General features: G+C 55.1%; 8 protein-coding genes. 6 read left to right on the top strand and 2 right to left on the bottom strand.

What is annotated here, in order from left to right:
- Nucleotides 1-18: 18 nt before the first annotated feature.
- Both NB063_RS03055 and NB063_RS03050 read left to right on the top strand, forming a co-directional pair.
- On the top strand, nucleotides 19-1,425 hold the full coding sequence (locus NB063_RS03055) for a sulfatase (RefSeq protein WP_250927272.1): 1,407 nt from the start codon (nucleotides 19-21) through the stop codon (nucleotides 1,423-1,425).
- A 166-nt stretch (nucleotides 1,426-1,591) separates the two neighbouring features.
- Nucleotides 1,592-4,081 carry a glycoside hydrolase family 95 protein gene (locus NB063_RS03050; protein ID WP_250927271.1) on the top strand — a complete coding sequence of 830 codons (2,490 nt, stop codon included), beginning with the start codon at nucleotides 1,592-1,594 and terminating at the stop codon, nucleotides 4,079-4,081.
- Nucleotides 4,082-4,308: 227 nt separating this feature from the next.
- Here NB063_RS03050 and tnpA read toward each other — a convergent pair whose 3' ends face one another.
- Nucleotides 4,309-4,761: an IS200/IS605 family transposase gene (tnpA, locus tag NB063_RS03045; protein WP_250927270.1), complete on the bottom strand. Its 453-nt coding sequence runs from the start codon at nucleotides 4,759-4,761 to the stop codon at nucleotides 4,309-4,311.
- 733 nt (nucleotides 4,762-5,494) lie between these two features.
- On the opposite strand from tnpA, the gene NB063_RS03040 reads away from it, so the two are divergent.
- From NB063_RS03040 to NB063_RS03025, 4 genes are all read left to right on the top strand, one after another.
- On the top strand, nucleotides 5,495-6,454 hold the full coding sequence (locus NB063_RS03040; RefSeq protein ID WP_250927269.1) for a family 43 glycosylhydrolase: 960 nt from the start codon (nucleotides 5,495-5,497) through the stop codon (nucleotides 6,452-6,454).
- Nucleotides 6,455-6,825: 371 nt separating this feature from the next.
- Complete coding sequence (locus NB063_RS03035) at nucleotides 6,826-9,516, top strand: GH116 family glycosyl hydrolase (protein WP_250927268.1); 2,691 nt, start codon at nucleotides 6,826-6,828, stop codon at nucleotides 9,514-9,516.
- A 500-nt stretch (nucleotides 9,517-10,016) separates the two neighbouring features.
- Nucleotides 10,017-12,203: a right-handed parallel beta-helix repeat-containing protein gene (locus NB063_RS03030; RefSeq protein WP_250927267.1), complete on the top strand. Its 2,187-nt coding sequence runs from the start codon at nucleotides 10,017-10,019 to the stop codon at nucleotides 12,201-12,203.
- Between the two features lie 172 nt (nucleotides 12,204-12,375).
- Nucleotides 12,376-15,786 (top strand): GH116 family glycosyl-hydrolase, encoded by a 3,411-nt coding sequence (locus NB063_RS03025; protein WP_250927266.1) that lies wholly within the window; start codon nucleotides 12,376-12,378, stop codon nucleotides 15,784-15,786.
- 72 nt (nucleotides 15,787-15,858) lie between these two features.
- Here NB063_RS03025 and NB063_RS03020 read toward each other — a convergent pair whose 3' ends face one another.
- A complete protein-coding gene (locus NB063_RS03020) occupies nucleotides 15,859-18,687 on the bottom strand; it encodes a PAS domain-containing hybrid sensor histidine kinase/response regulator (protein WP_250927265.1) in 2,829 nt (942 codons plus the stop codon).
- Nucleotides 18,688-19,067: the final 380 nt, after the last annotated feature.

Here is a 19,067-nt window from a genome sequence, read left to right as displayed (position 1 = left end):
CTCCCCACCTGTGTCAACATGATCTTTCACCTTCGACGCAGTGCTTATGCCCTTTTGCTGACACTGTCCCTCCACGTCGGCTTTGCAACGCTTGCGAGATCGGAAACTACCGCCACGGCGGAATCGTCGAAGCCAAACATCGTTTTCATGATGGCCGATGATTTGGGACCGGGCTGGGTCGATTTTGATGGCAGCAGCCCCGAGATCAACACGCCCAATCTCGAACGACTTGCCCGCAATGGAATGGTGTTTAGCAAGGCGTATGCGGCGGCAACGGTTTGCTCCCCGACTCGCGCCGCCTGCATCACCGGGATGTCGCCTGCACAGATCGGTTTGACAACTCATATTCCCGGCATTGCGGGACGAGAGCGGCCCGCACCGAAGGGTGGTCCCAAGGACGCAGAAACGCTGAATCACCTTCCGCTGGACTTGCCGAGCTACGCCCGCGAACTTAAGCAGCTGGGTTACACCACCGGCTTCCTTGGCAAATGGCACCTCGCGGGCGACGGGTCAATCAAGACCAACGACGGGGTCGTTAACAGTGACTGGCACCCCGTGCACTACGGCTTTGACACCAACATCGGCGGCTGCGCCTACGGACAACCCAAATCTTGGTTTGATCCATACAAGAATGGCACGATTGAAGATCGCAAGAAAGGCGAATACCTGACCGATCGACTCGGCGATGAAGCGGTCTCGTTCATCAAAACCAACCAGGACACACCCTTTCATTTGAGCCTGTGGTTCTATTCGGTTCACACGCCGATCAAAGCACCACGAGACCTTGTCAAAAAGAATGGCGGAAATGCTTATCTGGCTATGCTCGAGAGCATGGACAATGCCATCGGCAAGGTACTCGACACGCTCGAAGCAACCGGAACCCTTAAAAACACGCTGATCGTTTTTTACTCCGACAACGGAGGCGACAAACCGACCAAGTGGCTGGCAGACAAGAAAGGGTCCTTGCTGGAAGGAGGCGTCCGCGTCCCCATGGCGGTCGCTTGGCCGGGAGCGATTCAACCCGGAACGTCATGCGACACGCCCGTCACATCCATGGACTTCTTCCCGACTTTTGTGCACGCGGCAGGCGGTTCGACCTCGGACATCGAACAACTCGAAGGCTCGGATCTGATGCCGTTGTTTCAGGGCAAGAACAAACTGGACCGTGACGCGTTGTATTGGCACTACCCACACAACCGTCCCGATGTTCGGTACTACATGGGCAGTTCCATTCTCCAAGACGGATGGAAACTCTACGTCAGTCATGGAGTGAAGGAAGATGCGTTGTTCAATCTCAATGCAGATCCGATGGAACGCGAAAACGTACTCAAGAGCAATCCGGAACTCGCCGACCGCCTGCGAGCAAAACTCACAAACTGGCTCACCAAAGTGAATGCCAAAATGCCGCCACCGTTGGAAAACTGATGCATTAATTTGATTCCACTCGGATCGGAATCTCGCAAGGGCTCAGGCCAACCAGCCTTTATATTGAACGTTGTGAGCCACGGGGCTTGGCGGCGACAACAGTGTCGTTGAGCCGATGATGCACTCAACGACACGAAACGAATTCTACAACACGATGATTCTTGAAATGAACCTATTTCGAACGACCAACCTCCTCGGATTGCTGCTCGCGTTTGCAACGATCGCCGTTGCCGATGAACGCTATGTGCTGCGGTACGATTCGCCCGCGACCGATAATTTGCTTGGCGTTTCGAAAGGAAGATCCAAGGGGCTCGGCTACATCCAAACAGCACTCCCGATGGGCAACGGCCGACTGGGCGCGATGTTCTCCGGCGGTATCGATACCGAGCATCTGTTGATCAACGACATCACGTTATGGATGAACTCCAAACGCGGCATGGATGAAGCCTCGCAGTCGGGAACTCGCATGGTTTCCAGCTCAGAGTTTGAAACCGTCCGCCAAGCCTATCGGGACGGTAAGTACGGCACCAAACCGGGCAGCATGGAAAGTCAGTCCACAAAATACCTCAGCAGCACCGAACCGCTGGGAAACTACGCACCGTTCACCGATGTGTTGATTTCCACCGGACATGATCCCGCCCAGGTACGCGACTACCACCGCTCGCTCGATTCACGCACGGGTCTGGGAACGGTCAGCTATTCGCTCGGCGAGGGAACATTCACCCGAGAATTCTTCTGCAGCTATCCGCACGATGTGGTGGTGGCTCGTTATGCGGCGGAAAACTCGGAGCTGAATCTGACCATTTCCGCAACCACCAAGCATAAAGGGGCGCACACCGATGCAATTGAAAACCGAATCGTTCTGAGCGGCCAAGCGAGCATGGTTCAAGATGATGTGGAGTTCATGCAGATCGTTCAAATCGATGCCGAAGACGGAGAGGTCACGCCGCAAGCCGATGGTTCGATCCAAATTTCTGACGCGAGCGAGGTAACGATCTACTTAGCGGGTTACTGCGATTACCTGCCCGTCTATCCTTCATTCAATGGCCGCGACTACGAAACAGACTGCGAAACAACGATCTCGGCAGCGACCCAACTGGGGTTTGAGTCGCTCAAGAAAGCTCATGTCGAGGACGTCTCATCTCTGATGGACCGCTGTCGATTGGAACTGGAGTTCAAGCCCTCGGGCAGCACCACCGACGAACTGGTAGCCAGCGGTGGAAGCTTGGAGCTAGAAAATCTGTACTTCCACTACAGCCGCTATCTGCAATTGAGCTGTTCGCGTGGGGCTCCAGTCCCCTCCAACCTTCAAGGTCTCTGGAACTCGGACCTCAAGCCCGCCTGGAATTGCGACTACCACACCGACATCAACGTGCAGATGAATTATTGGATGGTGGATCCGGCAAACCTCTCGGAGTCGTTCCGCCCGTTTGTCGAATGGTCAAAGGTTCTCGCTGAATCCGGCGTTCATACCGCACGTCAAACCTTTGGCATCAACCAAGGCTGGAGCATGGGACTCAACGGCAATGTTTTTGGCTTCACCGCGCAGAACGAACACGGCCGCCGCAACCAGCAGTCCGGACATTGGCTTTGCCAGAACCTTTTCGACCACTACGCCTTCACCCAAGATCGTGCGTATCTCGAAGAGATCTATCCAATCCTCAAGGGCGCAGCGGAGTTCTTCGTCGAGTATCTCGCTCCGTGGAAGGACGGCAGTTTGGTTGTCTATCCCACTTGGTCGCCCGAGAATAGTTACTTGGTCAAGCAGTACGGCAAGCTAAACAAGCAGGCTTATGGCGCGTCCTGGGACCAGCAACTCGTGCTGAATCTGTTCACGGACTGTATCGAGGCGTCCACGGTGCTCGGCCGTGACGAGGCTTTCCGCAAGACGCTACAGGACATGATCCCAAAACTGTGCCCGCAAAAGATTGGCCAGTACGGCCAGCTACAAGAGTGGCCTGAAGACTGGGACAACCCCAAAGACACGCATCGTCACATCTCCCATTTGATTGCGTTGCATCCCGGTCGGGATATCTCGCCGCTGACGACGAAGGAATTGCACGAGGCAGCTCTCGTCACGATGAAGCATCGCGGCGACGAGTCCACCGGCTGGAGCACGGGTTGGAAAACCTGCTTCTGGTCACGTCTCCACAACGGCGACCGCGCACACAAAATCTACCAGTTCCTGACGTCTAAGAGGGCTTACCCCAACCTGTTCGATTTCCACCCGCCGTTCCAAATCGATGGCAATTTCGGCGGCGCCGCTGGCGTTTGCGAAATGCTTTTGCAAAGTCATCTCCGCAGCGTGAACGCGGACGCCCAAACGATCGAAGAAGCCGCATTTGTGGCCTACCAAAAAGATCCGAACGAGCCAAAACATTTCATACCGGTCACTCCCGACGAGAAACTGGCCGACGCCCCCTACATCCTGCACCTGCTCCCCGCACTCCCATCGGCTTGGCCCAACGGACAAATCAACGGACTGAAAGCGCGCGGTGGACTCGAAGTCGATCTCCAATGGAAAAACGGCCAGCTCACCCAATCAACCATTCAAGCACACCGCGACACCAACTTGCGGATCTACGCGCAACACAAACTGAGCCAAGTGATTTCACTCAAAAAAGGCCAGTCAATCACATGGCCTTCGCGTCCGTAGGCAAATTCTCTCGAGGGGCGTTGCTCTTGGCTACGGTGACAGAAGGCCTTTGGCCTTTCCCCGGACTCGCAGATCTGCCACCGCTTTTAGCCAAAATTCCCGTGGCCAACGGCCACAATCACCGTAGCCTGGGGCAACGCCCCAGGAGCACGGAAACCGGTGACCGAATGTTGGCCAACGGCCATATTCAACCCTGATTCCCCCGCGGCCATGTCGCGGCGGACAAATCAATCCCATACGTATTGCTCGTCAAAATCAATGCCATATCGATTGAGGAAATTACGGTACTCCTCCTGAAACGATTTCTTGCGATGGTGCTCCTCGTGATTCCGGACGTACGCCTCAACCGATTCTCGATGCGTGGGGCTGACCGAAAAGATCCCGTATCCGCGTTGCCAATAGAACTTGTCCAAGTTTGGCTCCCACGTCTTTATCATTTTCGAAGACTCACGTTTGACTTGTTCAACAAAGTCCTTCGCTGCATGAATCCGTCCCAAATCGAATAACACATGTACGTGATCGGCTACGCCCCCCACGACCACAAAAGCCGATCCCATGTCACGAAACAGGGTTGAAAGATATGCGTGAGTTCGCTGGCGGAGAACATCCTTCAAGAATGGGAAGCGATCTTTTGTGCTGAAGATCAAATGGGCGTACAACGCGGAATGGGATTGCGGCATGACTGGCCTCTCGATGCGGAATGGTGAATATGGCCGTTGGCCAAGCCGTTTTGATGCGTCCTTCACGTCCCTACGGTGACGAGTGGCCTTTGGCCAACATCAGACCGGAATATTCTAACACGACTTACAGCCACAATCCCGGTGGCCAACGGCCACAATCACCATAGCCTGGGGCAACGCCCCAGGACCTTGAAAACCGGTGACCGAATGTTGGCCAACGGCCATATTCACCCGGTTTCCCCCGATGTGGAACGATGAATATGGCCGTTGGCCAAACCGTTTGTTGCGTCCTTCACGTCGCAGGGGCGTTGCCCCTGGCTACGGTGACAGAAGGCCTTTGGCCAATATAAGAACGGCGAATTTCAGCATGACTGAGAGCCAAAATCCCTGTGGCCAACGGCCACAATCACCGTAGCCTCGGGCAACTCCCCAGGCACCTCACGGCACGTCGCAAATCCACAACATGGCGACCTCAACGCTGGCTAATTTGCCGCAAAGCAGCACCGCCGAGTCGCAAATTGTTACCTTGGACGTTAGTCAGTAGACTAAAGTGTTCATCTCACCAGTCACTCGCCCAACCTCTGTGGCATGCCGCTGGATCGCTCAGAGAGCTTGATCCGATCTGTTGTCATGTGCGTGGCGATTTCCCCATTTCTACTGGAGTCGACAATTGGCCAGACGATCACTTAAGCAACTTAGTCATCAACTCGGAACGTCTTTTGAAGAGTTGGGTATGAAGTCGTTGCAAACCCTGTTGTTGCTAAGCTTGGTCGTTGTGTCGTCCGTAGCCCAAGGACAAGAAATCGGCACTGTGACAGTAACTCACTCTGAGCTCACCGGAATCGGTGCTGAGAAGGGTGTCATGCGGCGTGACCCCAGCGACATTATCAAGGTCGGCGATCTCTTCTACGTCTGGTATTCCAAGGGCAAAATTTCTCCCGGCTACGACGCGACCGTGTGGTATGCCACTTCGACCGATGGCCACGTGTGGACCGAGCAAGGAGAAGCGTTAGCCAAGGGGGAAGCCGGCGGGTGGGACGGGGCGAGTGTCTTTACGCCCAATATCCTCGTTGCCGAGGGACGTTACTGGCTGTTCTACACGGGGACTTCGAGACCTTTCAAAAAGCAATTCAACCCGGATTCGAAAATCGGGATCGCCGTCTCAGATTCACCCGATGGGCCTTGGGAGCGACTGGACACGAACCCGGCATTGAAAAACAGCGACAATCCGGAAGACTTCGACAGTCACTTGGTTGATGACGCGTGCCTGATCGTTCGCGACGGGAAATACTGGTTCTATTACAAAGGTCGTCAATTGGGCAAAAGTCCAGGCCAAACCCAAATGGGGTTGGCGATTGCGGATCACCCGCAAGGCCCGTATGTACGACATGAATCGAATCCTGTCATTCCCGGAAACCACGAAGTTTTGGTGTGGCCGCAGGGCAAAGGCGTTGCCGCGATGATCGGCACCACCGGGCCCAAACAGATCACGAACACGATCCAGTACGCCGAAGATGGAGTCCATTTTTCCAAAACCCACAACGTCGAAAACGGACCCTGGGCAGGCGGCGCCTATCGTCCGGAGGCGTTCACGCAAAGCGGCGAAGGAGAGATTCCCGAGTGGGGCGTCGAGATCGGAAGAGCCAAAGGACACCTCCCGTTCATCGGCCGTTTTGAATGCACCGTCAAGTAGAGGAAGCCACGGACAGCTTGTTGACTCAATCCGATTCAGAAAGGGATGGTCGCCTTTTGCTCTTGAGAAAGAGCGTTCACGGATAGGCAGTGAGTCTATTCGCCGGAGGTGAAACGACGTGACCGTCTGCTCCGCGAACGAACGCCCTCAAAAACTCTCGTTCGCGGAGCGAACGGCCACGCGGATAGCTCACAGGCTAGGAGCGAACGGCCACGTGCATACGTTTCTAACCTCGGAGCGAATGTCGAACGTGACCAAATCGACGAAGGCCGAAAGCTTTCGTCCACGCTCAATGACCACCAAAACGCGGTTCGCTTTTTGCTACCGAAATCGAATGCCTCCGCGGCTTCCGCGACATTGGAACTCAAACCATGCACAACAAATCTGAAGCGTCTGAAAGCTGCTGCACCACCCCCGGTTGCTGTGGAGAGGTAGACACAACTGTCGATCGTCGCCAATTCGTCAAAGCAACAGGGCTGACCGCAGCGATGCTGATCGCCGGTCAGACCGATGTGATGGCTGGCCCCTTCGATGCGGCGGATTTTGACAACATCATTCCCGCCGACAAAAAGCTGAGCAAGGAATGGATCGCGAGTCTCTATGCACGTGGGGAGGCGTTGACCGCAACCGGTGATGATCTGAAGTACATCGGCATGCCCATCAATGGAATCTGCACCGGGCAAGTTTATCTTTCTGGCGACGGTCGACTCTGGAACTGGAATCTCAACGCGACGAAGGACCGGAAGCACACGCCCAAAGGCCTTCGCTACATGCAGCCCGACGTGGCTCGACCGTCGACGGGCCAAGGTTTTGCGGTGCGAGTAGGCGGGAAGGTCCACACCCTCGACGCCAGCGGTTTTCAAAACGTCAAATTCACCAATCAATACCCGATGGGTCGCGTGGACTATGCCGACGACGCTTGTCCCGTGCAAGTGCAACTGGAAGCCTACACACCCTTCATTCCGCTCAACCGCGACGAATCCAGCTACCCGGTCATCGTCATGCGGTACGCAGTGACGAATGTATCATCCACACCGCAAGAGGTGTCCATTGCGGGTTGGATCGAGAACAACCCCAACGGTTCAAAGGGCGCGAAAACGTGCCTGTATCGTGAACTCGATGAGGTCTCCGCGGTCGAATGTTCGGCAAAAGTTAAGAACGCCAATGCAATCGCGCTCGGTATCCTTGGCAAAGAGAAACCGGAACTGTTGAATCTGGCGAAAACGAATCCTGGCCCCGACGACGTCTTTGATACGGACATTACATTGCAAGACGGCGCCCGTACGGAACAGGATGCCAAGCAAGCCGCCTTCGCATCAATGGGCCGCTCTTTCGAGCTAAAATCAGGTGAGTCTCGAACGGTGTCCTTCGCCGTTTCGTGGCGACTGCCGTATGTCCAATACGGTACCGCCTTCGGACCACGTGGGACGTCTCTCGGTCGAAATCACTATGCAACGATCTGGCCGACTGCTTCGGACGCCGCCAGCCAACTGGCTATCCGTGAGAGCGAACTCCACAGCGCAACCAAGACCTGGGTGGAGACTTGGTACGATTCAACGTTGCCATATTGGTTTTTGGAGCGGACGTTTATCCCTATCAATTGCGTGCAGACGCAGATGGGCCAGCGGGTGTTTCCTAAGGACAACGACACCGAGATCTACAATTTCGAAGAAGGCGTCAGGTGCTGTCCCGGCAACTGCACTCACGTTTGGCACTACGCTCAAGGTTTGGCTCGTGTCTTCCCAATGATCGAACGCGAGAACCGCGACAAGATTGAATATGGATTGGGCTTTGATTCGAACACTGGAGCGATTGCGCATCGTTACATGGGAGGACGGTTCGGTGATGCCATCGATGGCAACTGCGGCACCATCCTGCGTGTGCTGCGTGAAAGCCAGATGACGACGGACTACCGCTTTCTGGAAAGCATTTGGGAACGTGTGAAGCTGTCGATGGATCACGTCATTCAGAAATGGGACCCGGAAGAAGATGGCCTGCTCGCTGGTTCCCAACACAACACGCTCGACGAGCCGTGGTTCGGTCAGGTGCATTGGTTGATCAATCTCTACCATGCGGCGCTGAAGGCATCGGCGGTGATGGCTCGGCAGATGAATCAACCTCAGGCCGCTAGTCGCTACGAGCGGATTGTCGAAAAGGGCGTCCCCGCGATGGTGGACCTGTTGTGGAACGATGACTTCGGCTACTTCGTTCACAAGCCCGGCGATCCTGATGACCAGAAGCACGGATCGACCAACGGCTGTCATATCGATCAGGTGCTGGGAGATTCGTGGCTGTACAACGTCGGGATCGAACCGATTTTGCCGAAAGACAAGATCCGTCAATCATTGCAGTCCCTGTGGAAATACAACTTCACACCGAACGTCGGTGCGTTCCGCAAAGTGATGACCAATGGGCGCTGGTACGCCGCCGCGGGTGACGCGGGGTTGGTCATGTGCAGCTTCCCGTTTGGCAAGATCGAACCCAAGAGCGGCAAGGCGAGTTATGCCGGCTATCTCAACGAGTGCATGACCGGGTTCGAATGGCAGGTCGCCGCGCACATGATCTGGGAAGGCATGATTCAGGAAGGCTTAGCGATTGGCAGAGCAATCTACGACCGGTATCGGCCCGCCGCTCGCAATCCCTACAACGAAGTCGAATGCAGCGACCACTATTCACGGGCGATGGCCAGCTATGGAGCGTACCTAGCCGCATGCGGGTATCGCTATGACGGTCCCGAAGGAAAGTTAGCCTTCGGCCCGCGGCTGAGCCCAGAGAATTTCCGCGCCGCGTTCACAACCGCAGAAGGCTGGGGCAGGTTGTCCCAGAACGTTACCGACGGTCAACAATCCGTGACGCTAGAACTGCGTTACGGTAAACTTACTTTGAAGGAGTTCGCACTTGATAAAGTGAAGGGAACCTCCGCGAGCCAGGCCAAGGTGGAAGTCGACGGTGAGCCCGTTGAAGCGAACTTCCTTCACGAAGCCGATCGGCACGTCTTGCGATTCACCAATCCGCTACAGCTCGTTGCGGACCAGCGTTTAGAAATCAAGTTCGAGGGATAGAAATAGCGTCGTGGGATTCGCCCGAATTCCGTTAACATCGAAACGGCACAAGGAAGTCTGGCGACGTCCGCTACGGTAAACAAGTCAGCAGGAGTCTTTCATCTTATCAATCGATTTGGCGTCAGCGGGCTGCTAATATATTAACGCGAAGCATGAGTTTAGAAGTTGCGTTTTTTGCCACAATGATTCTTGGCCAAAGGCCATTGTCATCATAGCCAGGAGCAACGCCCCTGGAGTACATCGAAACACGGCATCATTTGGCCAACGGCCATATTCACGCCTCGGGTAATGAATTGTTCGTTCAATCTCGAATCTCGATCAAATCAACAGACCGTCGGCCGCGGATCCAACGTACAACCGGTGCTAACACCAAACGACTTATGCGAAATCACCAAAATCATTCCTAGGGACCTTTTGAAGTCCCTTGCGGCAAAGCGATTCCAGCACATCCCACACCAAAGACAATTAACTAGGCGACCAGGAGAATGACAAAAATATTGATGATCGTTCTAACGATCACATCGTCGATCGCCATCGGGGGCACCGCACTGGCGAATGTTTTCTACGTTTCTCCCTTGGGCAGTGATTCCAACTCGGGAACTTCCGAAGCTCAACCATTCCAGATGGTGCAACATGCCATCGATAGAATGAAGGCCGGAGACACGCTGGTGGTGTTGGATGGCGTCTACACCGGTACGCTTAAGCTGAAATCAGGAATCACCATCGGGGCCAAGAACCCACGCAGGGTGGTCTTCAGCGGCGCAGAACCCTTGCAGGGAAATTTCGAAAAGCACTCGGGAAACATCTACAAGATCGATGTCAGCACGGATCCCAAACAATTGTTCTACAAAAACAAACCGATGACCTGGGCCCGTTGGCCAAACATACAGTGGTCAGAAAACTGGAACCGGGGCAAAAAGTGGGTCAGCGGTGCAGCCGGCTTGGGGACCCTGAACCATAAAGCCTTTGCCGGATTTCGGGATCTTGATTTGACCGACGCGTATTGCTTCATTCGCTACGCCAAAGGAAACAGCTGCTACAGCAGGGCGATCAAAGGATTTGATGGCACGACGCTGTTGTGGGATGACACAAATTTCTACAACCGGCTGTTCACTGGAGAAGATGGAAAACGTGGTCGGATGGCAATTGCCGAAGGAGCCAAGGGGGTTCGAGGAATGTTCTTCCTCGCCGGAGCACTCGACTTGCTCGACAGCGAAGGTGAATGGTTCGCGAAGGACGGCACCTTGTATTTCCATGCCCCTGGGGGAAGGCAGCCCAATGCCGCAGATATTCTGATTAAGACAAATGACTATGCCATCTACCAAGGAGACGCTTTGTCCGAGGTAACGATTGTAGGCGTCGATTTTTTGGCTACCTCGGTCAAGTTGGCCAACCCGGCCAATCAACAGATCGTCTTCCGCGACGTTCACTTCAGCTACATCGGTGCAGAGCCTCTCTTTGTCGATACTCCCAATGGCAAACGAGCATCCAAGCCCATTCACGTTGCGGGTACGCGGATTGGTTTCGACGATTGCCTGTTCGCTGGGGCCCATAATACAGCCCTGAATTTGGTGGGTTCCTTGCTCTATGTCCGCAATTGTGTCTTCGCTGAAAACAATCGCCATGGGAATTTTCAAAGTGTGCCGCTTTTCATCAGCGCCAGCGGCACGTACCTCGTGACGCACAACACGTTCTTCAATAACTGTTCGGACGCGATACGGATTGGCTTTCAAGACGACTATGAAAAAAGCCGCAATCCTGATGTGTCCTACAACAACATTTGCAATGCGGGGATCTACAACAGCGACGTATCGGGAGCATACTTTCCGAAAATGAGCCAGCACTACACCGAGTTCCACCACAACTGGGTGCACAACGTCAAGGGAAACGGGGTGCGTCTCGACCAAGCAGGTGAAGAGTTCACGGTGCATCACAATGTCTTTTGGTCATGCAAGCGGGGAATGAGCATTGAAGGCTACGGCAAATTCAACGTCTACAACAACACCTCCTATCGCAACAAGGAAGCCTGCGATTTGATCAGAAACGTCGTTTCGAAACCAAAGGGATCCAACCCACAAATGGTGAGCAACGATACGAGCTTCCCGCCGATTGATGACTGGAATGTCTTAAACAACCTAGTGCATCGATTCGCGGACAGTGTCGGGCCTAGCGAGAAGGGGCCATTTGATCAATCGAAAGCGAAAGGCACCCTTCATCCGGAGAGGAAAACAGGCAAATACATCCGCGTCAAAGATCGAGGAGACATTCAGGGCAATCTGACCGGGTTCCAGCCAACGATCTTCACGAACGGAAACTTGGGCGGTCTGAATTTAGTCCCATCCAATAGGATCGTCGAAGGTGGCGTTGCCCCCACCCCCAAATTGATCGCCGAAGGCGTGACGGACCTGGGAACCTATCGAGGTGCCTACGACTATCGGGACAAAGGCTGGTCCGCAGGAAGTGATTGGATGCCCTACGGTATCGATGTTCCAAAAACGATGGCCCGCGCGGAGCAGTTTGCTAAGAAGTACAGCCCCATTTCCGTCGTTCCCGAAATCAAAGTGTCGGGGCTTCCGAGTGGGCTGTTGAGCCGAACATCCTACGAGCCCGCCGCGAACGTTCCCAACAAGGCTACTAAGCCGCAAAATGGAAAGACGCCCAGGAATGTAAAACGCAAAAAATCGTAGTGGGACTCGCCAGAGTTCCCAAGCAGCAGGAAATCGTCATGGGACTCGCCAGAATTCCAAGATATCGGGAACGCGTAGACGCCACAGGAGTTCTGGCAAAACCACCACGCAAAATCTGTCGTCACGGGATTCCTGGCGAAATCCACCACATCTACTAACCTGGCAATGAAACATGCACCTCAAAGTCCTCAACGATTCCGTGAACGACTCAGTATGCTGCGACTCCAATCTCGACATGTCCCGACGTCGATTCCTTGTCGCCGCTAGCGTTCTGACTGCAGGGTTGAGCACCCGTCCGCTGCTGGCCGCTGGGCAACAGGCAAACTATTCGGACGCGGTCAAGGCACATGCGTCGTTGCGTGGCTATTGGCAGTTTGATGGCGATCTGGTCGACGCCATGGGCAAGGCCCCCGCTAAAGGCCAGGGCTCAGCTTCGTTTGCCGAGGGCGTTGTGGATGGCAAAGCGATTTGTTTGATGCCAGAACAATCGGTTGCGGTGCAGAATACCGATCACCTGAGAGGCCGATCAGCGACTCTGGAGTTGTTCTTCAAACTCGCTTCGCCGCCGCAGGGTGTGGAAGATCCGGTGATCATTGCACAAACCGCCGGGCAACAGGCGCGGTACATCGTCGGGGTCAAGAACGACCTATCCGCACTGATCTATCAAAACGTCAACGGGGATGTGCTGACCACGATCAATCTGCCCACCGACCAGCCGATCGAAGTGGGGCGGTGGTACCACTTGGGGATCACCAGTTTCGATCTCGACCTGCGGGCCTATGTGGATGGCTACGAGTGCAGCCTGGTGGGCGGTGCATTTGAATTCACGCGCAGGGGGCCAGCCAAATCGACCATGACGTTTGGATCGACCACAGTAAACGGTTGGGGCTCAACCGATGTCTGTCTCGACGAAGTCGCGTGCTACGCCGAGGGTTTGACATTGGCGGATTTCCAGAACCATCTTCGGGCCGCAGGATGGGAGCAGCGTCTAAAAGAATCGGGGGAAATCGTTGCTCGCGTCGAGGCCGAACGCAACGCCCGCCGGGCTCGCAAGACGCAGGCAATCCTAAGCGACCCCGCGCTGACCGCCCCGGGGAAAACTCGCGTCTACGAAGGCGAGCATCTCGATGCGATCAACTTCACCGTCGGTGGTATCGGTGCCGGCGGCATTCAGTTCAACGGCAAAGCTGAACCTGCCATTTGGCAGATCGCCTGTAATTATTCGGAAGAACGCATCGCTGACAGTTTTCTCGCGGTGCGGGCTCAAACCGCGGGTGGCGAACCAGTGATTCGCGCGTTGCAAACCGAATCGGTCGGTCCTTTTGCGGCGATGTCTTCGTTGAAATTCGAAGGCGAGTATCCCCTTGCCAAATATCGATTTGAAGAACCAGCGTTGCCGCTGGAGGTGGAGTTGGAAGTCTTCAACCCCTTCATCCCGATGGACCTGAAGAACTCGGCGATTCCCTGTGCGATTTATACGGCAACGGTTACCAATCCTTCGCCGTCCGCGGTGAAGGTTGACGTGCTGGCAGCACAAAAGAACGCACTCGGCTACGCCGAAGGCAACGGCGGGAACTTTGGCAAGAACCAAAATCGCGTCAAGCAAGAAGGCGATGCCACACTGTTGCACATGACCCGCAGCGGAATAGCCGGATCGGACATGGTGCTGATGACGCGGGCTGTTGGTGCATCGGGCTGTGCCTCGTGGGATAGCGTGGAGGAATTACATGGTGCCTTTGACGCAGACGGCTCGTGTAAGGGTCCTGCAACGTCAGAGATCTCCGCCGCTGGCAAAACGGTTAACGGCGCGCTGTCGGTGCCGCTTGAGCTCGCTCCTGGCGAGACTAAGTCGGTCACTTTTGCACTGACGTGGTATTTCGAAGGTGGCCGACATGGCGAAGGCAAAGCCAGAAGGAATTTGGAAGGAGAAGGAGGCTCCAAGGGGGGCAAGTGGAATCGCGCGGGCCAGAACTACACCAATTGGTGGCCAAACGCAATCGGTTTGGCGGAATACCTGCAAGAAAACCTGGCTGAGCTGATCGCTCGGACCCGCCTTTTCCACGACACACTTTACGAGTCAACACTTCCGGTGTGGTTGTTGGATCGGATGAGTTCGCAGCTGGCGGTTCTGCGCAGCCAAACTTGTTGGTGGGCCGCCGATGGTTACTTCGGTGCTTGGGAGGGCTGCAATCCGACAAAAGGATGCTGTGCTGGCAACTGCACGCACGTTTGGCACTACGCTCAAGCTCACGCACGACTTCTGCCTGAACTTGGGCGTAAAATGCGTGAGCAAGACTATTCGATGCAACTGCCCAGCGGTCTGACGCCGTATCGACATACCAATCAGAGTTCAGCTGCCGATGGTCACTTTGGGACAATCCTCAACACTTACCGAGAGCATCTCTGCGCGACAGACGAAAGCTGGCTCAAGTCACAATGGCCGAAGGTGAAGAAGGCGATCGATTGGGGCATCAATCATTACAACCCCAAACGCGACGGATTCCTGCAGACCGTTCAGCACAACACGCTCGATGGAGATATGACAGGCTGCTCGTCCTGGATCGGTAGCTTGTATCTGTCCTCCCTCGAAGCCGGTGCACGCATGGCAGACACGATGGGCGAACCGGATGCCGCCGCGGAATACCGCAGGATTCGCGAGTCCGGCAAGAAGCTCCAAAACGACCGTTTGTGGAACGGTGAATACTACATCCAAGAAGTCGGTGAGAAGCGAATCCAAGACTATTTGGACGGTTGCCATATCGATCAGATCCTGGGCGAGTGGTGGGCCGATCAAGTTGGCATTGATCGGAACTTTCCAACCGATCGCTCCCACCAGGCGATGCAGGCTCTGCTGAAGCACAACTTCTTCGCCGACTTCCATGGTCAATCGCTCAAGCCGCGTCAGTACTGCGAAGTCGATGATGGCGGCATGAAGATGATTACGTGGCCCAATAACCCTCAGCCGATCCCCGGAATGAAATACGGGGACGAGGTGATGACCGGTTTCGAATACAGCGCCGCGGTGTCCTTGATTCAGAACGGCATGCTGCATGAGGGCCTGATGCTCCTGAAGGTGATCTCGGATCGCTACAACGGCCGCTTGCGGACCGAAGGGGTCTCCGATTTTGCGAACGGTGCCTGGGGATACTCGGGCAATCCTTACGGCGACGATGAGTGTGGCAAATTCTACGGCCGTTCCCTTAGCGTCTGGTCAGCCTTGATTGCTTTGCAAGGCTTTCAATACGACGGACCGGCGGGAATCATCGGCTTCCGGCCTCGTTTAAATCCGGAAGACCACGCCAGCTTCTTTACCGTCGCCGAGGGCTATGGGCTTTATACCCAGGTTCAGGAGGCGAACCAGCTCAAAGCGACTCTGGATCTGCGGGAAGGTCAGCTTCGCCTGAGCGAGGTGTCTATGGCCGCAACCAAAAGCAAACTTCCCCAGTCCGTCCGGGTGACGAGCGGTGGCAATTCAGTGACGCCCCGCGTCGAAGTGAATGGCAGCACTCTGACCTTGGAATTCGAAAGCGCGATCACTTTAACGGCCGGACAGCAACTGGAGATTGACGTTGAGTTGGCTTGAACGAAAGAGATTTGACTTTTGCTGTCGCCACCGGCCCCAGAGGGTGGGACACGTTCTGGCGAACGTAGTGATCTAGTTCGAGTCCATCGACGCCAAGCGGTCTTTCAGTTCCATCAGAATCTGCTGGCACAACCGTTCGGCTTCCGGTTGCCGTTCGCGGACGCCATCCAAGTCTCCTGATCTTGCGTCGGTTTCCATTGCCAAACTGCACTCCTGCAATAGCGTGGCACCAAAGGTATTGGCGGTGCTCTTGAGCGTATGAGCACAGCGTAGCGCCGTCGGTGCGTCACCTGCTTCCATCGCCGCGGTAAGCTCTGCCATGAGTTTCGCAAATTCATCGAGCGCCGCTTCGACGATCACTTTCAGGATCTCCTCATCACCTTGGACGTTTTTACGCGCGACGTTCCAATCGATGAGACCGCCGGAAGCGGTGCCTTGGCCGGAAGCGATGCCTTGGCCCGTCGCCGTGTCACTGGTTGGCTCCGCATCGTCATGCTCTGACAAAATGCCGGATGAGACGAGCGATTCCAACACGTTGAGTAATTCCTCGCGTTGGATCGGCTTGGTCACGTAGTCATCCATGCCCACCTCAAGGCATTTTTCGCGATCCCCCTTCATCGCCCGGGCTGTCATCGCCACGATCGGAACGTGCTTGCCGGTCTGCGACGCTCGCTCCAAATCACGGATCGTGCGAGTCGCGGTGAGCCCGTCCATCACTGGCATTTGTACGTCCATCAAGATCACGTCGAAGGAACCTGTTCGCCAAGCATCGACCGCCTGTTGACCGTTTTCGGCGAGCGTTGTTTGGTGCCCCCATTTTTCAAGCAGAGCCATGGCCAGTTTCTGATTCGCGTATCCGTCTTCGACGACCAGGATCTGAAGCGATCGGCCGGCGGGTCGATCAAGACCTGCTTTTTCAGCCGCAGGTCGACTCGGCAACGGCCGTCGGCCAAGGACGCGTGTGATCGCCTGTTGCAACTCAGATTGTTTCGCCGGCTTCATCATATGGGCATTGATACCTAGCTGACGACACCGAATCGCATCACTGGAATGGGCGCCCGATGTCAATATGATGATCACGGTCTCTCGCAATTCATCACTCGCTCGGATCTTCTCGGCGAGGGTAAAACCATCCATGCCAGGCATTTGGGAATCACTGATCAATAGCGGCAACTCGCCTTCGGACGCGAGCGTTTCGTGAATCGCTTCCAAAGCGGCAGGCGCGTTAGCGACAGCTTGGACAGTCATGTTCCAGCTTTGCAAAACTTCGGTCAAGATACGAAGATTGGTGGCGTTGTCATCCACAATCACCACTGGAATTCTCGAGAGATCCAGATCCGCGAGTGAGGTCCCGTCCGGAGGCACTTCCCCCAATGGAAGTTCCACGATGAAATGGAACTCGCTGCCCTTGCCGAGAGTGCTTTCCACCCAAATGCGACCGTTCATCGCTTGGATAATCTTCTTCGAGATCGCGAGCCCCAACCCGGTTCCGCCGAACTGACGCGTGGTGGACTGGTCAGCTTGCTCAAACGCATCAAACACGGAATCCAGTTTGTGTTCAGCAATCCCAATACCTGTGTCACTGACGATGAAGTGAAGTCGCGCAACATCGGACTGCATTTTCTCCAGCGTGACTTCAACAACCACTTCCCCTTCGGACGTGAACTTAATGGCGTTCCCGACCAGATTGACCAACACCTGTCGGAGTCGCACCGGGTCCGCCAGAAAGTGCTCGGGAACGTCAGCATGCACCTGCCACGCCAACTCGATTCCCTTGGTATGCGCTCGCAACCCAAGACTCTTGAGAGTGTTCCCGACCTCGTCTCGTAACGAGATGTCCTCAGCAGTCAGTTCCAGCTTTCCGGCTTCGATTTTTGAGAAGTCAAGGATTTCGTTAATCACCGACAGCAGAGTTTCAGCCGATTCGTAGACAATCGAAAGGAAGTCATGCTGCGACGGCGTCAGGTCGGTATCCAGAACCAACTCAGTCATGCCCATGATCGCATTCATGGGGGTGCGTATTTCGTGACTCATATTGGCCAAAAAATCGCTTTTCGCGCGGCTCGCCGACTCAGCCGCTTCCTTGGCAATTTCCATCACTTCGGCAGCGTGCTTTTGGGGGGTGATGTCACGGGATAGACCAAAGAGTCCGATGACTTCGCCTGACTCATCGAGCAGCGGCAGTTTGGTACTGGATAGCCAGATCTGTTCGCCAGCTGCTGAGCGTTCGGGTTCTTCCTTTCCGATCATAGGCTCACGAGTCCGCATCAGCTCGACTTCCTCAGCGCGCGTTTCGTCCGCAAAATCCTTCGGAAAGTAGTCGTAGTCGGTTCTGCCAACTACCGATTCAGGAGTATCCACTCCCATGAACCTTGCAAACGAATCGCTGACGTGGGTAAAGCGACTGTGGGTGTCCTTGAAGTAAATCAGGTCCGGCACCGTTTTCATCATCGTCCCCAGCAGGAACTGTTCACGCTTGAGCATCGCTTCGGTCTTGCGTCGGTCGTCGACCAGCGCGGCGTACGCCGCCCCACTTTTGAGCTCCAATGCCAGGGGCAGAACACGTGCAAGCAGAACCACACCGCTGGCGGAGAATACGGCCGTAACCAACTTTGCCACGGCCGAGAGTTTGTAAACCGGCCACCAAAAGATTCCCGCTTCGACCAGGTGAACGGTGCCGCAGGAAAAGAAAATCAACCCCAAGAACCCATAGAAGATGGGCGGGAATTTCAGATCATTGCGTTGCCTCACGAAATACATCACAACGATTGGAACTGCAAAGTACGCGGCAAAGATCACCAAGTCAGAAAGGATGTGCATCCATCCAACCCAGGGCTGTTCGGCCCACGCCCAACCACACGACCAACGGGGAGGAAATCCAGAGGTATCGAATAGATTCATGGGTTTATCTTTTCAGCAAACGGGTCGACCCTTCATGCGTTGCACTCAATCCTACCTATTTATCGCCAGCGGCGTACGCAATTCACGCTAACTCGACGGCAGAACTCCGAGAGTTGAGATGACCAAACTCCTGTTTGCTTTCGACAGCCGGCGGATCGCCGCCAAACTGCTACAAACTCGATCAGTGTTCAAACTTGCGGTCAAACAAACGGCTCGCGCCGTTCCGCGAGTTCTCTTAGCGGCAGGGCGCGAGCTCTCCGGTTCCAGCAGCCCGAAAGTTCAAGTTTGGTAAACCGCGATGTTCGCGGGGACAGGACAATTCAGAACCACCTCACCGGGCTCCGTTGCGCGTCAACGCATCTCGTCTATAATTGAATTGT

Origin of the sequence: Aporhodopirellula aestuarii (assembly GCF_023701485.1) — a bacterium.
In the GTDB taxonomy this organism is placed as follows: Bacteria; Planctomycetota; Planctomycetia; order Pirellulales; family Pirellulaceae; genus Rhodopirellula; species Rhodopirellula aestuarii.
The sequence above is the reverse complement of the archived record's forward strand: the minus strand, read 5'-3'. Positions and strand labels throughout refer to the sequence as shown.

Coding starts and splice junctions, on each gene's coding strand:
- NB063_RS03025 (WP_250927266.1), top strand. CDS start 12,376: ATGCACCTCAAAGTCCTCAACGATTCCGTGAACGACTCAGTATGCTGC.
- NB063_RS03020 (WP_250927265.1), bottom strand. CDS start 18,687: ATGAATCTATTCGATACCTCTGGATTTCCTCCCCGTTGGTCGTGTGGT.
- NB063_RS03055 (WP_250927272.1), top strand. CDS start 19: ATGATCTTTCACCTTCGACGCAGTGCTTATGCCCTTTTGCTGACACTG.
- NB063_RS03030 (WP_250927267.1), top strand. CDS start 10,017: ATGATCGTTCTAACGATCACATCGTCGATCGCCATCGGGGGCACCGCA.
- NB063_RS03050 (WP_250927271.1), top strand. CDS start 1,592: ATGAACCTATTTCGAACGACCAACCTCCTCGGATTGCTGCTCGCGTTT.
- tnpA (WP_250927270.1), bottom strand. CDS start 4,761: ATGCCGCAATCCCATTCCGCGTTGTACGCCCATTTGATCTTCAGCACA.
- NB063_RS03040 (WP_250927269.1), top strand. CDS start 5,495: ATGAAGTCGTTGCAAACCCTGTTGTTGCTAAGCTTGGTCGTTGTGTCG.
- NB063_RS03035 (WP_250927268.1), top strand. CDS start 6,826: ATGCACAACAAATCTGAAGCGTCTGAAAGCTGCTGCACCACCCCCGGT.